General features: G+C 71.0%; 13 protein-coding genes. 4 read left to right on the top strand and 9 right to left on the bottom strand.

From position 1 onward, the window contains the following. The 3 genes from IE313_RS35750 to IE313_RS32335 all read right to left on the bottom strand — a co-directional run. Positions 1-1,009, bottom strand: a 1,009-nt coding sequence (locus IE313_RS35750; protein ID WP_229925137.1) for an ATP-binding cassette domain-containing protein, incomplete at its 3' end; no start/stop codon positions are given. A gap of 187 nt (positions 1,010-1,196) precedes the next feature. Beyond that, entirely contained in the window at positions 1,197-1,958 is a 762-nt protein-coding gene (locus IE313_RS32340; protein ID WP_189938574.1) for an NUDIX hydrolase, read from the bottom strand. Positions 1,959-2,734: 776 nt separating this feature from the next. Next, positions 2,735-4,201: a DUF4192 domain-containing protein gene (locus IE313_RS32335; protein ID WP_229925136.1), complete on the bottom strand. Its 1,467-nt coding sequence runs from the start codon at positions 4,199-4,201 to the stop codon at positions 2,735-2,737. Between the two features lie 676 nt (positions 4,202-4,877). Between IE313_RS32335 and IE313_RS32330 the strand changes: the two genes are divergently transcribed. Next, the gene (locus IE313_RS32330) at positions 4,878-7,184 is read left to right on the top strand and encodes a RecQ family ATP-dependent DNA helicase (protein ID WP_229925135.1); all 2,307 of its coding nucleotides are present in this window, start codon (positions 4,878-4,880) and stop codon (positions 7,182-7,184) included. Between the two features lie 601 nt (positions 7,185-7,785). Beyond that, positions 7,786-8,424, top strand: a complete 639-nt coding sequence (locus IE313_RS32320; protein ID WP_189938571.1) for a hypothetical protein — start codon at positions 7,786-7,788, stop codon at positions 8,422-8,424. Between the two features lie 493 nt (positions 8,425-8,917). On the opposite strand, the gene IE313_RS32315 is transcribed toward IE313_RS32320, so the two are convergent. The 3 genes from IE313_RS32315 to IE313_RS32305 form a co-directional block, all read right to left on the bottom strand. Then, positions 8,918-9,589, bottom strand: coding sequence for a hypothetical protein (locus tag IE313_RS32315; protein WP_189938569.1), 672 nt, complete (start codon positions 9,587-9,589; stop codon positions 8,918-8,920). Between the two features lie 67 nt (positions 9,590-9,656). Next, a complete protein-coding gene (rnhB, locus tag IE313_RS32310; RefSeq protein WP_189938567.1) occupies positions 9,657-10,358 on the bottom strand; it encodes a ribonuclease HII in 702 nt (233 codons plus the stop codon). Between the two features lie 398 nt (positions 10,359-10,756). Beyond that, positions 10,757-11,380 (bottom strand): TetR/AcrR family transcriptional regulator, encoded by a 624-nt coding sequence (locus IE313_RS32305; RefSeq protein WP_189938566.1) that lies wholly within the window; start codon positions 11,378-11,380, stop codon positions 10,757-10,759. A gap of 149 nt (positions 11,381-11,529) precedes the next feature. Here IE313_RS32305 and IE313_RS32300 point away from each other — a divergent pair, with 149 nt between their 5' ends. Beyond that, positions 11,530-13,086, top strand: coding sequence for an MFS transporter (locus IE313_RS32300; protein ID WP_189938565.1), 1,557 nt, complete (start codon positions 11,530-11,532; stop codon positions 13,084-13,086). A gap of 303 nt (positions 13,087-13,389) precedes the next feature. Here IE313_RS32300 and IE313_RS32295 read toward each other — a convergent pair whose 3' ends face one another. The 3 genes from IE313_RS32295 to IE313_RS32285 form a co-directional block, all read right to left on the bottom strand. Then, positions 13,390-14,271: an ADP-ribosylglycohydrolase family protein gene (locus tag IE313_RS32295; RefSeq protein ID WP_229925140.1), complete on the bottom strand. Its 882-nt coding sequence runs from the start codon at positions 14,269-14,271 to the stop codon at positions 13,390-13,392. Positions 14,272-14,408: 137 nt separating this feature from the next. Beyond that, entirely contained in the window at positions 14,409-15,086 is a 678-nt protein-coding gene (locus IE313_RS32290) for a histidine phosphatase family protein (protein WP_189938563.1), read from the bottom strand. Between the two features lie 32 nt (positions 15,087-15,118). Continuing rightward, positions 15,119-15,724 carry a YdbC family protein gene (locus IE313_RS32285; protein ID WP_189938562.1) on the bottom strand — a complete coding sequence of 202 codons (606 nt, stop codon included), beginning with the start codon at positions 15,722-15,724 and terminating at the stop codon, positions 15,119-15,121. A 281-nt stretch (positions 15,725-16,005) separates the two neighbouring features. Between IE313_RS32285 and IE313_RS32280 the strand changes: the two genes are divergently transcribed. Further along, a complete protein-coding gene (locus IE313_RS32280; protein WP_189938560.1) occupies positions 16,006-16,536 on the top strand; it encodes a TerD family protein in 531 nt (176 codons plus the stop codon). Positions 16,537-16,601 lie beyond the last annotated feature (65 nt).

The raw sequence follows: 16,601 nt of genomic DNA, 5'->3' as shown, positions 1-16,601 counted from the left end.
GCGGCTCGTGCGGCTCGTGCGGCTCGTGCGGCTCGTGCGGCTCGTGCGGCTCGTGCGGCTCGTGCGGCTCGTGCGGCTGCGGGCCCATATCACCGACCTCGTCGGCGAGTTGATGCACGAGGATGCCGTGCCGGAACGCAGTGTCACCGACAGCGGCACAGGTGGTCCCGTACACCGAGAGACGGTTGCCACCCTCCCTGACCACCTCGATGGAGCAGCGGGCCGCCCTGGCCTCCTTCGCGAGAAGCAGGCCGAGACGGGCAGCCTGCGGACTTCGGACAGCGACCCTGGGACGGAGCCTGGTACGGGCGAAGTCCGCAGCCTCCTGGTCGGCGACAACCCTCCCACCGTCCAGCGTGACGACCCGGTCCGCGGCCCGGGCGGCCTCTCTGGGATCGGCCGTGGTGAACAGCACCGCCCCGCCCCGGCCCGCGTACGTCCGCAGCAGTCCGTGCAACCAGCGGCTCTCCCGCGGGGCCAGTCCGTCGGCAGGAGCGTCCAGAACGAGGGAGTGCGGATCGGCGAGCAGAGCGCAGGCCATGCCCAGCCGACGGTCGAGACCGCGCGAGAGCCTCCCCAGAGGCTCGCCGCGCAGGCTGACCAGCCCCATGTCCTCCAGCACCCGGTCCGCGCGGGAGGCGGGGACACCGGCGGCGGCACAGAGCATCCGCAGATGCCCGCGGACCGTTCGGCCGGGGTGCCCGGGAACCTCACCCAGCAGCACGCCCACCTCACGCGAGGGATGCGGAATCCGATGCAAAGGCCTGCCCCGGAAATAGGTGACACCCCGGCCCCGCTGCAGTTCGAGCATCAGACGGAGTGCCGTGGTCTTGCCCGAGGCGGGTGGGCCGAGCAGGGCAGTGACACGGCCGGGGTGCGCCTCCAGTGAGACACCGTCAAGAACCGGCGTCAGGGCCGGACAGGACCCGTCGGCTGCTCGGGCCGTGTGCGGAAAGGCGGCTGATTGCTCCTTGTGGTGAGTACTCGTCAGTCCGATGGCCTGGATCATCGCTGTCTCTCGCGGAAGGTGCGACCGCTCGGCGGCCGGGGGTCCGTCCGCCAGATCACGGATGGACGAGCCCCGCAGGTACGAATGCAAGATATCGCGATATTACTGGTTTTCTATGTAAAGACGGACATACGGGCCGTAGTCACCGTCACTCGAAGCGTGGAACGACGGCCGAACAGGCCCTCCGTCAGACCTCGGGACGCAGCATCGGCGGGTTGAGGAGAGTGGCACCGCCCGCACGGAAGAGCTGCGCGGGCCGACCGCCCTGTCGAGTGGTGGTCCCGCCCGTCGGAACGAGGAACCCCGGCGTGCCGGTCACCTTGCGGTGGAAGTTCCGCGGGTCCAGCGCAACGCCCCAGACCGCCTCGTAGACACGGCGCAGCTCCCCCACGGTGAACTCCGGCGGGCAGAACGCGGTGGCCAGCGAGGAGTACTCGATCTTCGAACGGGCCCGTTCCACACCGTCCGCGAGGATCTGCGCATGGTCGAAGGCGAGCGGAGCGGCCTGCTCGTCCTCGCGGCCACCGGCCCCAGCGGCCAGCAGCGTCTCCACCGGTGCCCAGCGGGCACTGCGCGCGTCGCCACCCGCCCGGGGCGCCGGCAGGTCAGGTGCCAGAGCGAGGTGGGCGACGCTGACGACCCGCATACGGGGGTCCCGTTCGGGATCGCCGTAGGTGGCGAGCTGCTCCAGATGGGCACCGTTGTCCTGCGCCGGGGCTTCGGGGCCGTGCACGCACAGACCGGTCTCCTCGCCGAGCTCGCGCGCCGCAGCGGAGGTCAGGTCCTCGTCCGCCCGCACAAAGCCTCCCGGGAGTGCCCAGCGTCCCTGGAACGGCTGCTCACCCCGGCGCACCGCAAGCGCGCAGAGCGCATGATGCCGCACGGTCAGCACGACCAGGTCCACGGTGACAGCAAAGGGCGGGAAAGCCGACGGGTCGTAGGGCGACATGCCGCGATCATAGTCGTCTGGGTGACGATAAACACGCGCTTCACGACTGGTTCCGCATCTGCGCCGACTAGTCCCAGCCATGTGTTGCGCCCATGTTCCGGCAGCCCGGGATGGGCCGGTCAGAGCAGTGGCAGAGGGCCCGCGGACGGTTCGTCAGCGGTGGTGGGTGATGGTGGGCGTGGTTCCGGTTCTGCGGAAGTGGGGTCCTTGGCCGAGGGTGGTCGGAAGGACCTCGGCACGATGGGTCCTTGGGTGCACGAAGGTGGCCGTGCGCGATCGGCGTGGGTGGCCGTGCGGGTCCGGCGAGGCTGGTCATGGGACGGACCACAGCACTCGTCCGGCCTGATGTGTGGTCCGGTCGCCGCGGCCACACCGACGCGCGCCTGGGGACGTCGTCTTGTGCGGTCACCGCTGAAGGCGGGCGAGTCGACCGGCGAATCGGGTGCTTGAAGGGTTCGGGTACCTCCTCCGCCCGGATACGGGCCGAGCGGGCTTCGCCCGGCCTGTACCGAGTCCGGGGGCAGACCGGGGGCGCGCGACCGCTCACCGGACGCGTAGACCCGGGCGCGGAGCGCGGGACAGGGAGGCTGGGCCCGGGGCGCGGGAAGCAATGCGAGGGAGGCTGGGCCCCGGGGCACGGGACGCAATGCCAGGGGCGCCTGCCGTGGCGGTGCCGGCTTCTCGACAGGACGCCCCGGCTCATGTCCCCTCGTGACGAGTCGCCCCGTCCTGTCCCGCGCCGTGACGGCCGACTGCCCTTCCCCGGCACTCGCTCCTCACGGCCGGTTCCTCGGTGCGTTCTTCGGTGCACGGGCGCGGCGCGGAAGGGGCCTGCCCGCTGTGGTCGCGGCCGGACGCGACCCTGCGGGCCGGGGCGGCTGAGGCCCTTGCCTGGCGGGTCCCCTGGTATCCGCCCGGCGGGGCAGCCGACGCGAGGGGCGGCCGGGGGACGAGCCGATGTCGTCGTTGCCGTGGTGCTGCCCCGCCGCGGACGCAGGCGCGGATCCGGGACGCCCTGTGTCGCCATCGGGCGAGCGTTCGGCATGCCTCGGGATGCCTGTCGACGCCGCGGTGGGTGCCGCACCAGCGGAGACGGGGCGGGGGGCCGACGCCCGCTCCGTGCGCTCCTTGCGCAGGCACCGCCGGATGGCCTCGGGGTCGAGACCTTCGTTGCACGCCTGGTGGAGGAGCTGGGCGAAGGTGTACTCGGGGTCAAGGCCGAGTGCCATGGCCAATCCTTCGCGAGCCTCCAGCTCGTCGCCGGTCGACCAGGCGACCCAGCCGACAAGGGTGAGGGGGGCCGCGGCGTGCTCTGCGTAGGGGCCCACGCAGCGGCGGGCCAGTGCGCGCCAGAGCCTGAGCGCCAAGGCCGCCTCTTCGCCCTCCATCCACTCCGCGGCACGGTCGCGTGTGGTCCTGTCCTGCAGGCCGAGGATCAGGGCCGCGGCTTCGTCGTGCGCAATGAGCTCGTCGTCCCGCAGATCGGCTTCCAGCCGTTTCTGAGCAGGTCGGGCGGTGGCAAGGCGCCCCATGACCGTGTGTGCCAGGTCCAGGGTGTCGGCGATGACCTCAGCACGCTGGGTTTCGTCCAGCATCCTGGGCACGAGCGCGGCGCCGGCGGCATCGAGTGCCGCTTCCTGATCCAGGGCGGCGGCGGTCTCCCAGGGCAGCAGCCTGGCACGGAAATCCTTGAGCGTGCCACGCACCTGGAGCCCCGCGTAGGTCATGGCCGCGGAGAGGACGGATGCACCCGGCATGCCCATGGCCTTGCCTTCCTCGGGGCAGCACTGGGAGCTGGGGCAGCAGTACGACCAGAAGCGGTTGCCCGAGATGCACAGCGCTTCGAGAACGGGGATGTCCAGGCTGCCGCACTCGGTGCGCAGCAGTTGCGCCAGAGGTCGGAGGGCTTCCATCACCTGCCGGCCGGTCCGATCACGCCCCGGCTCCCGGCAGACGAAGGCGACCATGCCGTCGGGCCGTGCGCCCCGCCTCTCACTCGCGGCCACCAGACATCGGGCCATCTGCCGGGTGGCCTCCAGCCAGTCCTCGGGGCGGTCGGGAATGCCGAGCCTGGCACGAGCGCCGAAGCTGCCGTAGCCGCTACGGTCATGCAGGCCGACGAGCACGATGCTGTCCTCGGGGCGGTAACCGAGGAGGTAGGGGAGCGCGTCGGCCAGTTCGGCGGGCGAGCGGAGCGTGACCTGATTCAGCGGTGCCCGTGCCGGGAGTTCGGCATGACTCATTGTCGTCGGGGCCACACTCGCCGTACCGGCCGGCCACGGGCTCTCCGCGCCGGGACCGGCTGCCCGGACGGCCCGTGCCAAAGGCATCTCGGAGGGATGGGGAGCGCCCGGCCCCGCGTGCTCGGGAAACACGGTCCGCCTCTGCGGAAACCCGCTCCGCTTCACCGGCTCGACCGACATCACCGGCTCTACCGGCTCCGCCGACTCCACCGGCTCGGTCGGTGCCACTGTCTCGGTCCCTGCCACCGGCTCGGTCGGTGCCACTGTCTCGGTCCCTGCCACCGGCTCAGTCCGTGCCACTGTCTCGGTCCCTGCCACCGGATCGATCGGCTTCGGGGTTACCCCGGACCCCGAGCCTGCGTCGGGTGCGGTGGATGCCTTGGGGCGGGTGCGGCGCGCATCTTCGCAGGTACCGGAGCCTGCCTGTCGGCCCCGACCGGCAGGCTCCACGGAACCGATGGACCGGCCCTGGCCGGCGGGCCGATCAACGCGTACGGGCTCAAGGGGTTCGCCGGGTTCGATTGCCTCGCTGTGGTTCGTCATGCCAGCGACCTTGCACCGAAATGCAAGATTCCGGTTCCTCCTGTGGATAAGTCGAGTCAGGGACACGACAAGAGTTATCCACAGACTTACGGGCCGTTCGCACGATGTCGGCTCCATCGGGTTGCATGGGGGCATGAGCAACGAAGACCTGCGTACGGCGGCGGATACCGTGCTGTCCCGTCTCGTCGGCGATCCGACGGGGCGGACCCGGCTGCGCGAGGACCAGTGGCATGCCATCGAAGCGCTCGTGGCACACCGGCGTCGCGCCCTCGTCGTGCAGCGCACGGGCTGGGGCAAGTCCGCGGTGTACTTCGTCGCCACCGCCCTGCTGCGCGAGCGCGGCAGCGGCCCGACCGTGATCGTCTCTCCTCTTCTCGCGCTGATGCGCAACCAGGTGGAGGCGGCGAGCCGGGCCGGCATCCATGCCCGCACCATCAACTCCTCCAACACGGAGGAGTGGGACACCGTCCGGGCCGAAGTGGCCTCCGGCACCGTCGATGTCCTGCTGGTGAGCCCCGAGCGGCTCAACAACCCAGACTTCCGCGACCAGGTACTCCCCGAGCTGTCCGCAACCACGGGTCTGCTGGTCGTCGACGAGGCCCACTGCATCTCCGACTGGGGCCACGACTTCCGGCCCGACTACCGCAGGCTCCGCACCATGCTCGCCGACCTGCGCCCCGGGGTCCCCGTACTGGCCACAACGGCTACCGCCAACGCGCGAGTGACAGCAGATGTCGCCGAGCAACTGGGCACCGGCGGCAACTCGGACGCGCTGGTGCTGCGAGGACCGCTCGACCGGGAGAGCCTCAGCCTGGGCGTCCTCCGGCTCCCCGACGCGGCGCACCGTCTCGCATGGCTCGCCGAGCACCTGCGCGAGCTGCCGGGGTCGGGCATCATCTACACGCTCACCGTCGCCGCGGCCGAGGAGGTCACCGCCTTCCTGCGGCAGTGCGGGCACACCGTCGCCTCCTACACGGGCAAGACGGAGAACGCGGACCGCCAGCAGGCCGAGGACGATCTCCTCGCCAACCGCGTCAAGGCCCTCGTCGCCACCTCCGCCCTGGGCATGGGGTTCGACAAGCCCGACCTGGGTTTCGTCGTTCACTTCGGCTCCCCCTCCTCCCCCATCGCGTACTACCAGCAGGTGGGACGCGCCGGGCGAGGGGTGGATCATGCGGAGGTCCTGCTGCTGCCCGGCCCGGAGGACGAGGCGATCTGGAAGTACTTCGCCTCGGTCGCCTTCCCGCCCGAGGAACAGGTGCGCCGCACCCTGGACGCGCTGGCGCGGGCCGACAGGCCGCTCTCGCTGCCCGCCCTCGAACCCCTCGTGGAACTGCGCCGCTCCCGTCTGGAGACCATGCTCAAGGTCCTCGACGTGGACGGTGCCGTCCACCGGGTCAAGGGCGGCTGGGTCACCACCGGCGAGCCGTGGACCTACGACGCGGAGCGCTATGACTGGGTCACCAGGCAGCGCGAGGCCGAGCAGCGGGCGATGCGCGCATACGCCTCGACGGACGAGTGCCGTATGGAGTTCCTGCGCCGGCAGTTGGACGACGAAGAGGCCGCACCCTGCGGTCGCTGCGACAACTGCACGGGCAGGGCCCGCAGCGCGGCCGTCTCGGAATCCGCCCTGGGCACGGCGCGCGGCGAGCTCGGGCGCGCCGGCGTCGACGTGGAGCCGCGGAAGATGTGGCCGACGGGTCTCCCCGCAGTCGGCATCGACCTCAAGGGTCGCATCCCCGCCCAGGAGCAGGCCGCTTCGGGCAAGGCTCTGGGGCGGCTCTCCGACATCGGCTGGGGCAACCGCCTGCGCCCCTTGCTGGCACCGCAGAGCGCGGACGGACCGGTGCCCGACGATGTCGTACGCGCGGTGGTGGGAGTGCTCGCGGACTGGGCGAAGGGACCCGGCGGCTGGGCGTCCGGCGACCCCGGCGGGCGGCCGCGACCCGTCGGCGTGGTGACCATGGCCTCGCACACCCGTCCCCGTCTGATCCAGTCCCTGGGCGCGCACATCGCCGAGGTCGGACGCCTGCCGCTGTTGGGCGGCATCCTCTACGCAGAGGACATAGCGGCCGGTGTCGAGTACACGGAGGATGCCGCGGCCGGTATCGAGTACGAGGGCGGCACCGTCGACGACACGGTGGGAACGGACCCCGGAGATGTCGGCAGCTCCGGTTGGCCGGGCCAGGCCAACGCCCCCGCACTCCGGCCCAAGGCCATGCGGATCCCTCGGAGCAACAGTGCACAGCGCCTCAAGGCCCTGGAAGGAGCCCTGGTCCTTCCTCCGTCCTTGAGCACGGCTGTCGAGCAGGCATCGGGCCCCGTCCTCCTCGTCGACGACTACACCGAGACCGGCTGGACGCTGGCGATAGCCGCACGCGTGCTGCGCCGCGCCGGTGCAGGGGAGGTGTTGCCGCTGGTCCTTGCCGTGCAGAGTTGATCAGTGCACCGTCCCTCGGACGTCCGCGCGTCCTGGCGACCGTACATGGAGACCGTTGAGGAGGCGGTCATGGCCGGGCACGTCAGAGGCGCCGGGCCTGCGGACTCCAACACGGGAGCGTCCGCGACACCGCCAAGCCCCTCGTAGGTGAGGGCTCGCGCACCCGCGCCCCTCCGCCCAGGACGCCGGGATCGTGGCGTGGTGCCCGACGCGGGCCCGAGCACCGCAGCCCACCGCCTGGGCACGCGCCGCATCCGCCCCGAGCACCGCAGCCCCCATCCAACCCCGACGCGGCAGCACCGCTCCGACGCAGCCCCGGACGCCGCCATGCCCCGGCCCCACGTACCCGACCACCGCAGGTCCCGGCACCGCAGACCACACCAGAACACAGAAGACGAAGAACGCCGCACCAGTGCAGGAAGATTGGAGGCGCATCGACAGATAACGGCCACCGGTTGTGATTGCTCGTTGCCGCAAGCCAGTGCGAAGGGAAGAATTGGTAGCGCTCCCGCGTGGCTCCTCCGAGGTCGGTAGGGCTGTCCGCGGTGCGCTCCCCACGTCCGACCCCGCCCGCTCCGTGCGTGCAGCCGAAGGGAGGACCATGACCTTCGGATTTCCATCGTCCGCAGCGGCCTCGGCGTCGACCTATGCGAAGACCGTCGAGATGGCCGCCGATTCCGCCCACCAGATCTCCCGGCTGCTCGAACCGTCGGAGTGGGCAGCCGCGGGTATCCCGCTGCTGCGCAACCCACGCGAAATCGTGGTCGGCCTGCACTCACGGCACCGGCCGACACCGGCCATGGCCGTGGTGGCCGTCCTCGATCCGGAGGAACGCCTCAACGCGAGCGCATCGTTCATGCGGCGGCCGACGCCGGCGGACGGCTGGATATTCCGCAACGCCCTGCTCTCGCATCTGCGTCGGGTGATCCCGCACGACCTGCGGCGCCGCGCTCCGGTGCGTACGGCGGTGCTGATGTACTGCCGTGAAGGGGAAGCCCGGTGGACGGAGGAGGACGGCGCGTGGATGTGGGGGCTGCGGGATGCCTGCACGTTGCACGGGCTGCGGTGCGGGGCCTACATCACGCTGACGCAGGACGGCTGGCAGGTGTTGGGCGAGGGACGCACCGGGCGACGGCCGAACGCCGTGTCGCCGCCCGAGCCCCTGGGACATCCGGAGGACTCCCTGCCACGCACGGGTGGTGCGGCTTCGGAGGTCATGCGCCGCGCGACGGCCCGCTGAAGCGCCACACTGGCAGCCGGCGAAGGCGGCCCGTTCGGTCCGGCAGGAGCGCTGGGTGAGCGGCCGGGCCGAAGCCAGGGGCGGCCGTCAAGGGACGGCAGCCAACGGACGAAGCCGACGAGGGCGGCGGCCTGTTGCTGGGGCGGAAGTCCGCCGAGCGTTCGGCTCAGGCCGAGTCGGAGCGGTCAATGCGATGCGGGTACGCAAATGGTTCGGCACCGCGAACCGTGTCGCCACGGCTGCCGCCGGTCGAGTCCCGGCCGAACCGCGGTACCCAGGTACCGCGGCTGCCGAGCAGCGGCCTCCGCCGCCGCCCTGCAACACTGTGGTCCCCCGGCCACGGCCGCGTCTCGCCCGAGCACAGAGCGAACTCTGCTCCGAGCAACAGCACGCGGCCAAGCCGCAACCGCGCGCCGAGAACCCAGCACCCGAACCCGGCCTGCACGCCGGCTCGTCGAGGGGCCACCCCCGTGATGGCCCGCGTCGCCGAGGTTCAGACCGCCGCGCCCAGCAGGGAGTTGATCTCCTGCGGGTCACCGCAGCAGATCAACAGGGCGTTCGCCCGGCCGAGGGCGAGGGGCAGAGCGGTGGCGGCTGCCCCGTCAGGGCCGCCGTTGACGGCGACGACCACGACAGGGCGGGCCTTGGCACGGTCGACGACCGCGGCGTCGGCGTAGAACACGTCGTCGCCGGCGTCGTGTTGGGCCCAGTAGGAGGCCTCTCCGAAGGAGAGCTCGTGAGTGGCCCACGGGTGGGGCTCGCCGGTGGTGATGACGAGGATCTCGCCGGGTGCACGACCCGACTCCATCAGGAGGTCGACGGCTTCCTCGGCCGCGTCCAGCGCTCCGCCGGGCGGAGCCGGGATCAGCTGGACCTGCGGCGTGGCCCCGGGCGCCGCCGCGCGGGCGGCAGGGGCGGGCTTGGCCGAGGGGGTGGGCGACGGGACCGGGGCGGAGGGCCCTGGTTTGGCGGCCGGAGCCTCGCGCGGCGTGCGCTGCGCGGGGGGCGTCGGCCGGACAGAGCCCGGGCGGCCGGGACGGGACGGGGCCCCGGGGCGCGGACCGGGTACGGGACGAGGGGTCGGGACGCTGCGGCCGCTGGCCGAAGGGGCGCCTTGACCCTGGGCACTCTCGTGAATCTGAGGCTCCTCGGGAATGAGAGGCATGGGTTGATATTAATCAAACACCGGTGCGGATCGCCCCGGCGGGTGGCACATACGTGCGACCGGGAAGTCAGAGATCGAAGTCGAGCTGCCCCTCGATCTCGGGGATGCCTCCGGTCGCCCAGGTGCGGGCCTTCTTGAGGTGCCGCCACCGGGGCAGCGCATCAAGATACGCCCACGTGAGGCGGTGGTAGGGGGTGGGGCCCCATTCCTTCAGCGCGGCCTGGTGCACCGGGGAGGGATACCCCGCGTTGGCCGCGAACGCGAAGTGTGCGTGGTCAGCGCCCAGTTCGGCCATCATCCTGTCACGCCGCACCTTGGCGATCACCGAGGCCGCGGCGACGGCGACGCAGGAGCGGTCACCCTGGATCACCGTGCGGACCTGCCACGGGTTTCCGAGGTAGTCGTGCTTGCCGTCGAGGATCACGGCATCGGGACGCACCGGCAGTTGCTCCAGGGCTCGCGAGGCCGCGAGCCGGAGAGCCGATGTCATCCCCATGTCGTCGATCTCCTCCGGAGAGGCGTGTCCGAGGGCGTGCGCCGTGACCCAGCCCTCCAGCACCTTGGCGAGCGCGGTACGCCGCTTCGGTGTCAGGAGCTTGGAATCGGTGAGCCCGTCGGGCGGCCTGCGCAGGCCGGTGATCGCGGCGCACACCGTGACCGGTCCCGCCCATGCACCGCGTCCCACTTCGTCGATACCTGCGACGATCTTCGCTCCCGTGGTGGCGCGGATGGAGCGCTCGACGGTGTGAGTAGGTGCTTCGTAGGGCATGGCGCAACTAGCGTACGCCGCCCGGGACCCGCAGCGACACCCCCGTCTTCCAGCCACGGGCCTGCGACTCCACCGCACAGGCAGCCCTCGACGGCCCATCCGCGCCACCGCCCCCGCCCCGCACGGCGGACCAAGTGCACACATATCCCTCACCGCAGGGCCACACGGCGAACCCAGGACACACACGCTCGCCCCGCAAACATGCGGGCCGAGCCCGCGTCGCGGCCGGCGAACCGAGCACACCCGCCGACCCACCGCGGCCGAGCCGCACCACCCCTGCGGGGGCGGGCACCCGCCCGCCGGCACCCAACCCCGCCGGGCTCCGTCCGGTCCTGCACCCAACCCCTCAGCCCCGCACGCCCGCCGGCCGGATTCCGTTCCGCCCGGCGGACACTCGCTCAGTCCCGCCGCGGAAGCAGCAGTGGAATCATCAACCGGTCAACCATCTCTTCCAGATCCTTCGCCTCCCATTCGCACGCGCACACCTTCGAGCGATACATCATCATCGCCGGGATGGTGTCGTAGACGAAGGAGTGCGCGGCCTCGGGCCGGACCTCACCGCGTTCGATGCCACGGCCCACGACCTCTTCGATCAGCGCGACGGTGGGCTGGATGACACCGTTCATGATCACGCCATGGAAGCGCTCCGCCACACCGGTGTCGCATTCGTGAAGGACGGAACGGAGGGCGAAGCCGGGTCGCGAGTACATCGCGTCGCGAACAAGCTGACAGAGTGCGAGCAGGTCCTCGCGGACACCGCCCAGGTCCGGGGCGCTGTCGAGGCGCGGCAGGCCGGATCGCAGCGCATCCGCGACGAGATCCTCCTTGGACGGCCAGCGCCTGTAGACGGCGGCCTTGCCCGTCTGCGCCCCAGCGGCGACGCCCTCCATCGTGAGGCCGTTCCAGCCGACGGTACTCAGTTGCTCCAGGGCGGCATCGAGGATCGCGCGTTCTAGCACGGCGCCACGGCGGCGCACGGTGGACGGACGAGGGGAAGCGGCCGTCCAACGCGAAGTAACCATTGGTGACTCTCCGTTATGGAAGGTGAGCGGAAAAAACCGCGCTTCGGCAGCAACTTCAGTGAACGCTTGCGTTCACTGTTGGGGACTCACTACCTTGAGCGCGACAGTGAACGTCATCGTTCACTAAAATCATCGTGGGGGACCCAATTGTGACAACCTCTCCATTGCTTCAAGACCGGACGCCCGGGGCGGCTCGCCGGGAGGGGAGTCCCGGTATCGCCCTCGCCGTCATCGCAGCATGCCAACTCATGGTCGTACTTGACGCGACGATTGTGAATATCGCGCTGCCGCACATCCAGAAGGCACTTGCCTTCTCCACCACGGACCTCACCTGGGTGGTCAGCGCCTACACCCTCACGTTCGGCGGCCTGCTGCTGCTCGGCGGCCGAGCCGGCGACATCCTCGGGCGGCGCCGGGTCTTCATGGCCGGAATCCTGCTCTTCACTGTAGCTTCACTGCTCGGCGGGCTCGCTCAGGAACCCTGGCAGCTACTGGCGGCGCGCGCCCTACAGGGGATCGGCGGGGCGATCGCATCGCCCACCTCCCTGGCCCTCGTCACCACGACCTTTCCCGAGGGCCCGGAGCGGAACCGGGCGTTCGGCGTCTTCGCGGCGGTGTCCGCCGGCGGCGGCGCCGTCGGGCTGCTGGCGGGCGGCATGCTCACCGAATGGCTCGACTGGCGCTGGGTGCTCTTCGTCAACGTCCCCATCGGGTTGATCATCGCCTTCCTGACGCCCCGCTATATCGCGGAGTCCGAGCGCCACCCCGGACGTTTCGACGTGGCGGGTGCCCTGACGTCCACGCTGGGCATGGCCTCGCTGGTCTACGGCTTCATCCGCGCCTCCGAGCAGGGCTGGCGGGACGGGCTCACCATCGGCTCGTTCGTCGCCGCGGTCGCCCTGCTGGTCGCCTTCGCGCAGATCGAGAGGCACGCCAAGGAGCCGATCACCCCGCTGAGGATGTTCGCCGACCGCAACCGCTCCGGGACGTACGTGCTCATGCTCAGCCTGGCCGCGGCGATGTTCGGGATGTTCTTCTTCATCGTGATTTTTGTGCAGGACGTCCTGAACTACTCGCCGATCAAGGCCGGTCTGGCCTTCCTGCCGGTGACCGTCGCCATCGCGGTGGGAGCGGCCCTCTCGCAGCGGCTGCTGCCCGTGCTCGGTCCGAAGCCGTTCATGGCCGCCGGCTCGGCCATCGCCGTGGTGGGGCTCGGCTGGCAGACGCTCCTCAGTCCGGACAGCTCGTACGTCGGCGGCGTCCTCGGCCCCATGATGGTGTTCGGCTTCGGGATGGGACTGAACTTCGTGACGGTCACCCTGACCGCCGTCTCCGGCGTGGCCCCGCACGAGGCGGGCGCCGCATCCGGTCTGCTCAACGCCACCCAGCAGGTGGGCGGCTCGCTCGGCCTGTCCATCCTCACCACCGTGTTCGGTACGGCCAGCCGTGACGCGGCGACCGAGAAGCTGCCCGACTTCATGGCACACGCCACGCCCGAGCAGCAGGCTGTGTTCGCCAGGACGCACCAGTTGCCCGCCCCCTGGAGCCACGAGGTACTGGCGCACGGCATCTCCACCGCCTTCCTCCCTGCCGTTGCCATGGCGGTCCTGGCCCTCCTCACCGCCCTGCTGGTCATCCGGGTCCGCAAGAGCGATCTGGAGGCACTGTCGGGCACCGCGGCAGCGGCGGGCCCGGTCGGAGGCTGAAAAGAGTCCCCCACCGGGACGGCGTCGGCCGGGACGGGGGCCGCGCCCCGCACAGGGGTCATGGAGGCCGGGCGGCGGCGGGCGCGGCCCGGCTCCGGCGAGGGCGACGGCGGGTGCGGGTGCGGGTGCGGGTGCGCGCCATGGGAGTACGTGCCTGCGGGTCGTACGGCCGACCGCAGGACCGTACGCGGCAGATGCACGAACCGCTGCTCTGCCCGCACCCGGCAGGAGGTCGCTACGCGCGCGGGAGGGCCGGCCCGGGCGGGGGGCCCATCCGGTGGCAGAGGCCGGCGGAACCGGCCCTCAGGAGCCTGCGGGCACCCAGTCGGGCAGTGCCTCCGTCCGCTCCAGCCAGCGCCCCGGAGGAGCGCCCGCACCGCTCGCCGCCACGATGCCGCCGACGATGGCGCAGGTGGTGTCCACGTCGCCGCCCACCTGGGCCGTGGTCCAGAAGGCGCCTTCGAAGTCGCCGAGTCCGCGGGCCGCCGACCAGAGCGCGAAGGGAACGGTGTCCTGGGCCGAGGTGCGGCGACCGCATCCCAGGACGGCGGCGACGGTTGCGGCGTCGTCGTAGTCCAGCATGTCCCGGGCCCGGACGAGGCCCGCCGCGACCGCACTGTGCGGCAGGAGGGAGAGGACACCGTCGAGCAGCGCGAGGGGCGTCGGCGGGCCGTCCGGGGACGCCGAGAAGGCCGCTGCCGCGGCCACCGCCATGGCGCCGGCGACCGCCTCGGGGTGCTGGTGCGTGACGTACGCGGAGATCTCCGCCTGGTGGGCCGCCTGCTCGGGGTCGTGCGCGTACCAGGCCCCCAGCGGCGCGATCCGCATGGCGGCGCCGTTGCCCCAGGAGCCATGTCCTTTGAAGAGCGCACCGGCCAGTTCACGCCAGTCACCGCCCTCCCTGACCTGCCGCAGCAACCTGTTCACCGCGGGGCCGTAGCCGCGGTCGAAGTCATGGCGCAGGGCGAAGGAGGCCACGAGGGCGTCCTGGTCGACGCGGTGGTGGGCGGCGAGCACGGTCAGCACGGAGCACGCCATCTGCGTGTCGTCGGTCCACTGCCAGCGACCGGCGGGCACCTCGCGGCGCGCCAGCAGTGCGAGGTTCGCCGGCACGAAGAACTGCGATCCCAGCGCGTCGCCCACGGAGAGTCCCCGCAGGCTCGCCAGCCCGCGCTCCACGCACAGGGCCGACCCCGGCGGATTTCCGGAATCGGACGGGGAACGCGCCCCGGAACCCGCAGGTGATCCGGATTGCGCCACGTCCGCCGCGGAGGGCGGGGGTGCGGGGGAAGGGGGGCCCGGAGTCGAGGAGGAATCGGAGGTCATCGCCGCTCACTCCAACCGGTGGTGACGCCATAGGGCTCCGGCTTGCGCCAGTACTCGAACGGACGGTCGAGTGTGTACCTGCCGTCCTCACCGAGCTGCAGAATGCGCTTCTCGCCGTTCCCGGGATTCGCCAGGGCCTCGAATTCGGCCACCGTCCAGTGGAACCACCTCATACAGAACAGCCTCATGGTGAGGCCGTGGGTGACGAGCAGCACATTAGGAGGATGGTCCGGATCCTCGAAGCTGCGGTGCAGGCTCTCCAGAAAGGCGCCGACGCGGTCGTAGACATCCGCTCCGGACTCGCCCTGGGCGAAGCGGTAGAAGAAGTGCCCATAGGCGTCGCGGTACTCCTTCTGCAGTCGTACGTCATCGCGGTCCTGCCAGTTCCCCCAGTCCTGCTCGCGCAACCGCGGCTCCTCACGGATCCGCACCCGCTCCGGGTCGAGATCGATGATCCGCAGGGTCTCGTGGGTGCGGCGGTAGGGCGACACGTAGACACTGACCCGTTCCCTGCCGAACAGGTCGTGCAGTTCCCTGCCCAGCGCCCCGGCCTGGCCGCGCCCCTTCTCGGTGAGGGCGAGGGCGTGGTCGGGCTTGCGTTCGTAAACGGAGTCGTCGGCGTTGCCCTGTGACTCTCCGTGCCGGACGAGGACGATGCGGTGTGGTCGTGCCATGAGAAAACTCTAGTTCGGACGGCGTGGCCGATTCATACCGTCCAGGAGGCTTCGAGCTCGACGACGTCCCCGGTCAGGGCCGCCACATCCGCCTCCGTCTGGGCCCGCAGGGACAGGCGCTCCACCCGCTCGGCGCGGTACTTCCCGTGCTCCGCGGCCGACTGCCACATGGACAGCACCAGGAACTCGTGCCCGGGTGCCTCTCCGAACAGGCCGCGCACCATCCCGGGGGAGCCCGCCATCGCCGGGTTCCAGACCTTCTCCTGCATCAGGGCGAAGTGCTCGGCCCGATGCGGGTGCACACGGCAGTGCGCGACGCGCACCAGGTCCGTGTCGGCGAAGCGCGGCTCGAACCCCGTTTTCACGTCGAAGCGGTAGTCGAAGAGCTTGCTCTGTATGTGTCTGAACGTGCCGGACTGCGCCGCGGCGAGCCGGTCGTGGGAGCGTGCCATGAAGGAGTCGTAGAAGGCCCGGCTCTCCCAGAAGGAGAAGACGTGTGCCACGCCCGGCCTCCCCCTGCTCCATCCGCCGCCCTGTCCACGAAATCCCGGCTCCCCCAGAAGCCCCGCCCATTTCCGCTGTCCCCGCTCGAAACCCCGGCGGTCCACGACGGTGCAGCGAATCCACTTGACCAGCACCGCGCCATGGTAAGGCCCAGGAACGTGGGCTTGGTCACTCTCGGGCGGGTGCATTTCCGGTTGCCGGATCACGACGGCCCCGGCATGGCGGGCCCCGATGGGGGCATAGCCCTCAAAGGCGCGCCCGGCCGCTGTCGACCGCCCCCCGGGTTGACGTTTCCGGGGGCCGGCGGCTCCGGCTCACGTGGCACCATGGGCAACAGGGCTGTGCCGCACACCAGTTGCCACACCGAGGGTGTCAGCCGGGGCAGGCAGGGAGAGAGCAACAGAGGGGGAAGCTGGTGAGTGGTCTCAACAAGGGGCTGGCCAAGGTCGAGGTGGCAGTGAAATGGGACCCGAGTCCGCTCGGGACACCGCCCCATGACCTCGATCTGGTGGCCGCCACCTACGCCGCCGACGATCTGCACGGGGAACCCGTGTACCTGGTGTACTTCGACAGCCGTTCCCCTGACGGGACCATCACCCTGGACAGGGACAGCCGTACGGGACAGGGCTTCGGCTTCGACGAGGTCATGGTCCTGGAGCTCGAACGGCTGGCGGACTCCTACGCGCGCGTGCTGGTCGGGGTGGCGGTCCAGCAGGGCGAGCAGCGCAAGACCTTCGGTGACGTCGACGGCACGGGGCTCCGGGTCCGTGAGGGTGTGACCGAGCTGGCCGTGGACGACCTCGCCGCGGTCTCCGGTGCGACGGCCGCGATCGTGGCCGAGTTCACGAGGGACGAGTCGGGTGCCTGGCACTTCCACGAGGGAGTGCGGGGCTTCGACACCGACCCCACGTCGTTCGCCCACATGATGGGCAGTGCGGTGATCTGATCCGCGCCCGGTACGTCGTGTGGACGGCGAAGGGGGCACCGACCAGCGGTCGGTGCCCCCTTCGC

It is taken from the genome of Streptomyces sulfonofaciens (genome assembly GCF_014656295.1).
GTDB classification, from domain to species: Bacteria; Actinomycetota; Actinomycetes; order Streptomycetales; family Streptomycetaceae; genus Streptomyces; species Streptomyces sulfonofaciens.
The sequence above is the reverse complement of the archived record's forward strand: the minus strand, read 5'-3'. Positions and strand labels throughout refer to the sequence as shown.

Bases quoted from the DNA above. Each gene is read 5' to 3' on its own strand.
- IE313_RS32340 (WP_189938574.1), bottom strand. From the start codon at position 1,958: ATGTCGCCCTACGACCCGTCGGCTTTCCCGCCCTTTGCTGTCACCGTG.
- IE313_RS32335 (WP_229925136.1), bottom strand. From the start codon at position 4,201: ATGAGTCATGCCGAACTCCCGGCACGGGCACCGCTGAATCAGGTCACG.
- IE313_RS32330 (WP_229925135.1), top strand. From the start codon at position 4,878: ATGAGCAACGAAGACCTGCGTACGGCGGCGGATACCGTGCTGTCCCGT.
- IE313_RS32320 (WP_189938571.1), top strand. From the start codon at position 7,786: ATGACCTTCGGATTTCCATCGTCCGCAGCGGCCTCGGCGTCGACCTAT.
- IE313_RS32315 (WP_189938569.1), bottom strand. From the start codon at position 9,589: ATGCCTCTCATTCCCGAGGAGCCTCAGATTCACGAGAGTGCCCAGGGT.
- rnhB (WP_189938567.1), bottom strand. From the start codon at position 10,358: ATGCCCTACGAAGCACCTACTCACACCGTCGAGCGCTCCATCCGCGCC.
- IE313_RS32305 (WP_189938566.1), bottom strand. From the start codon at position 11,380: ATGGTTACTTCGCGTTGGACGGCCGCTTCCCCTCGTCCGTCCACCGTG.
- IE313_RS32290 (WP_189938563.1), bottom strand. From the start codon at position 15,086: ATGGCACGACCACACCGCATCGTCCTCGTCCGGCACGGAGAGTCACAG.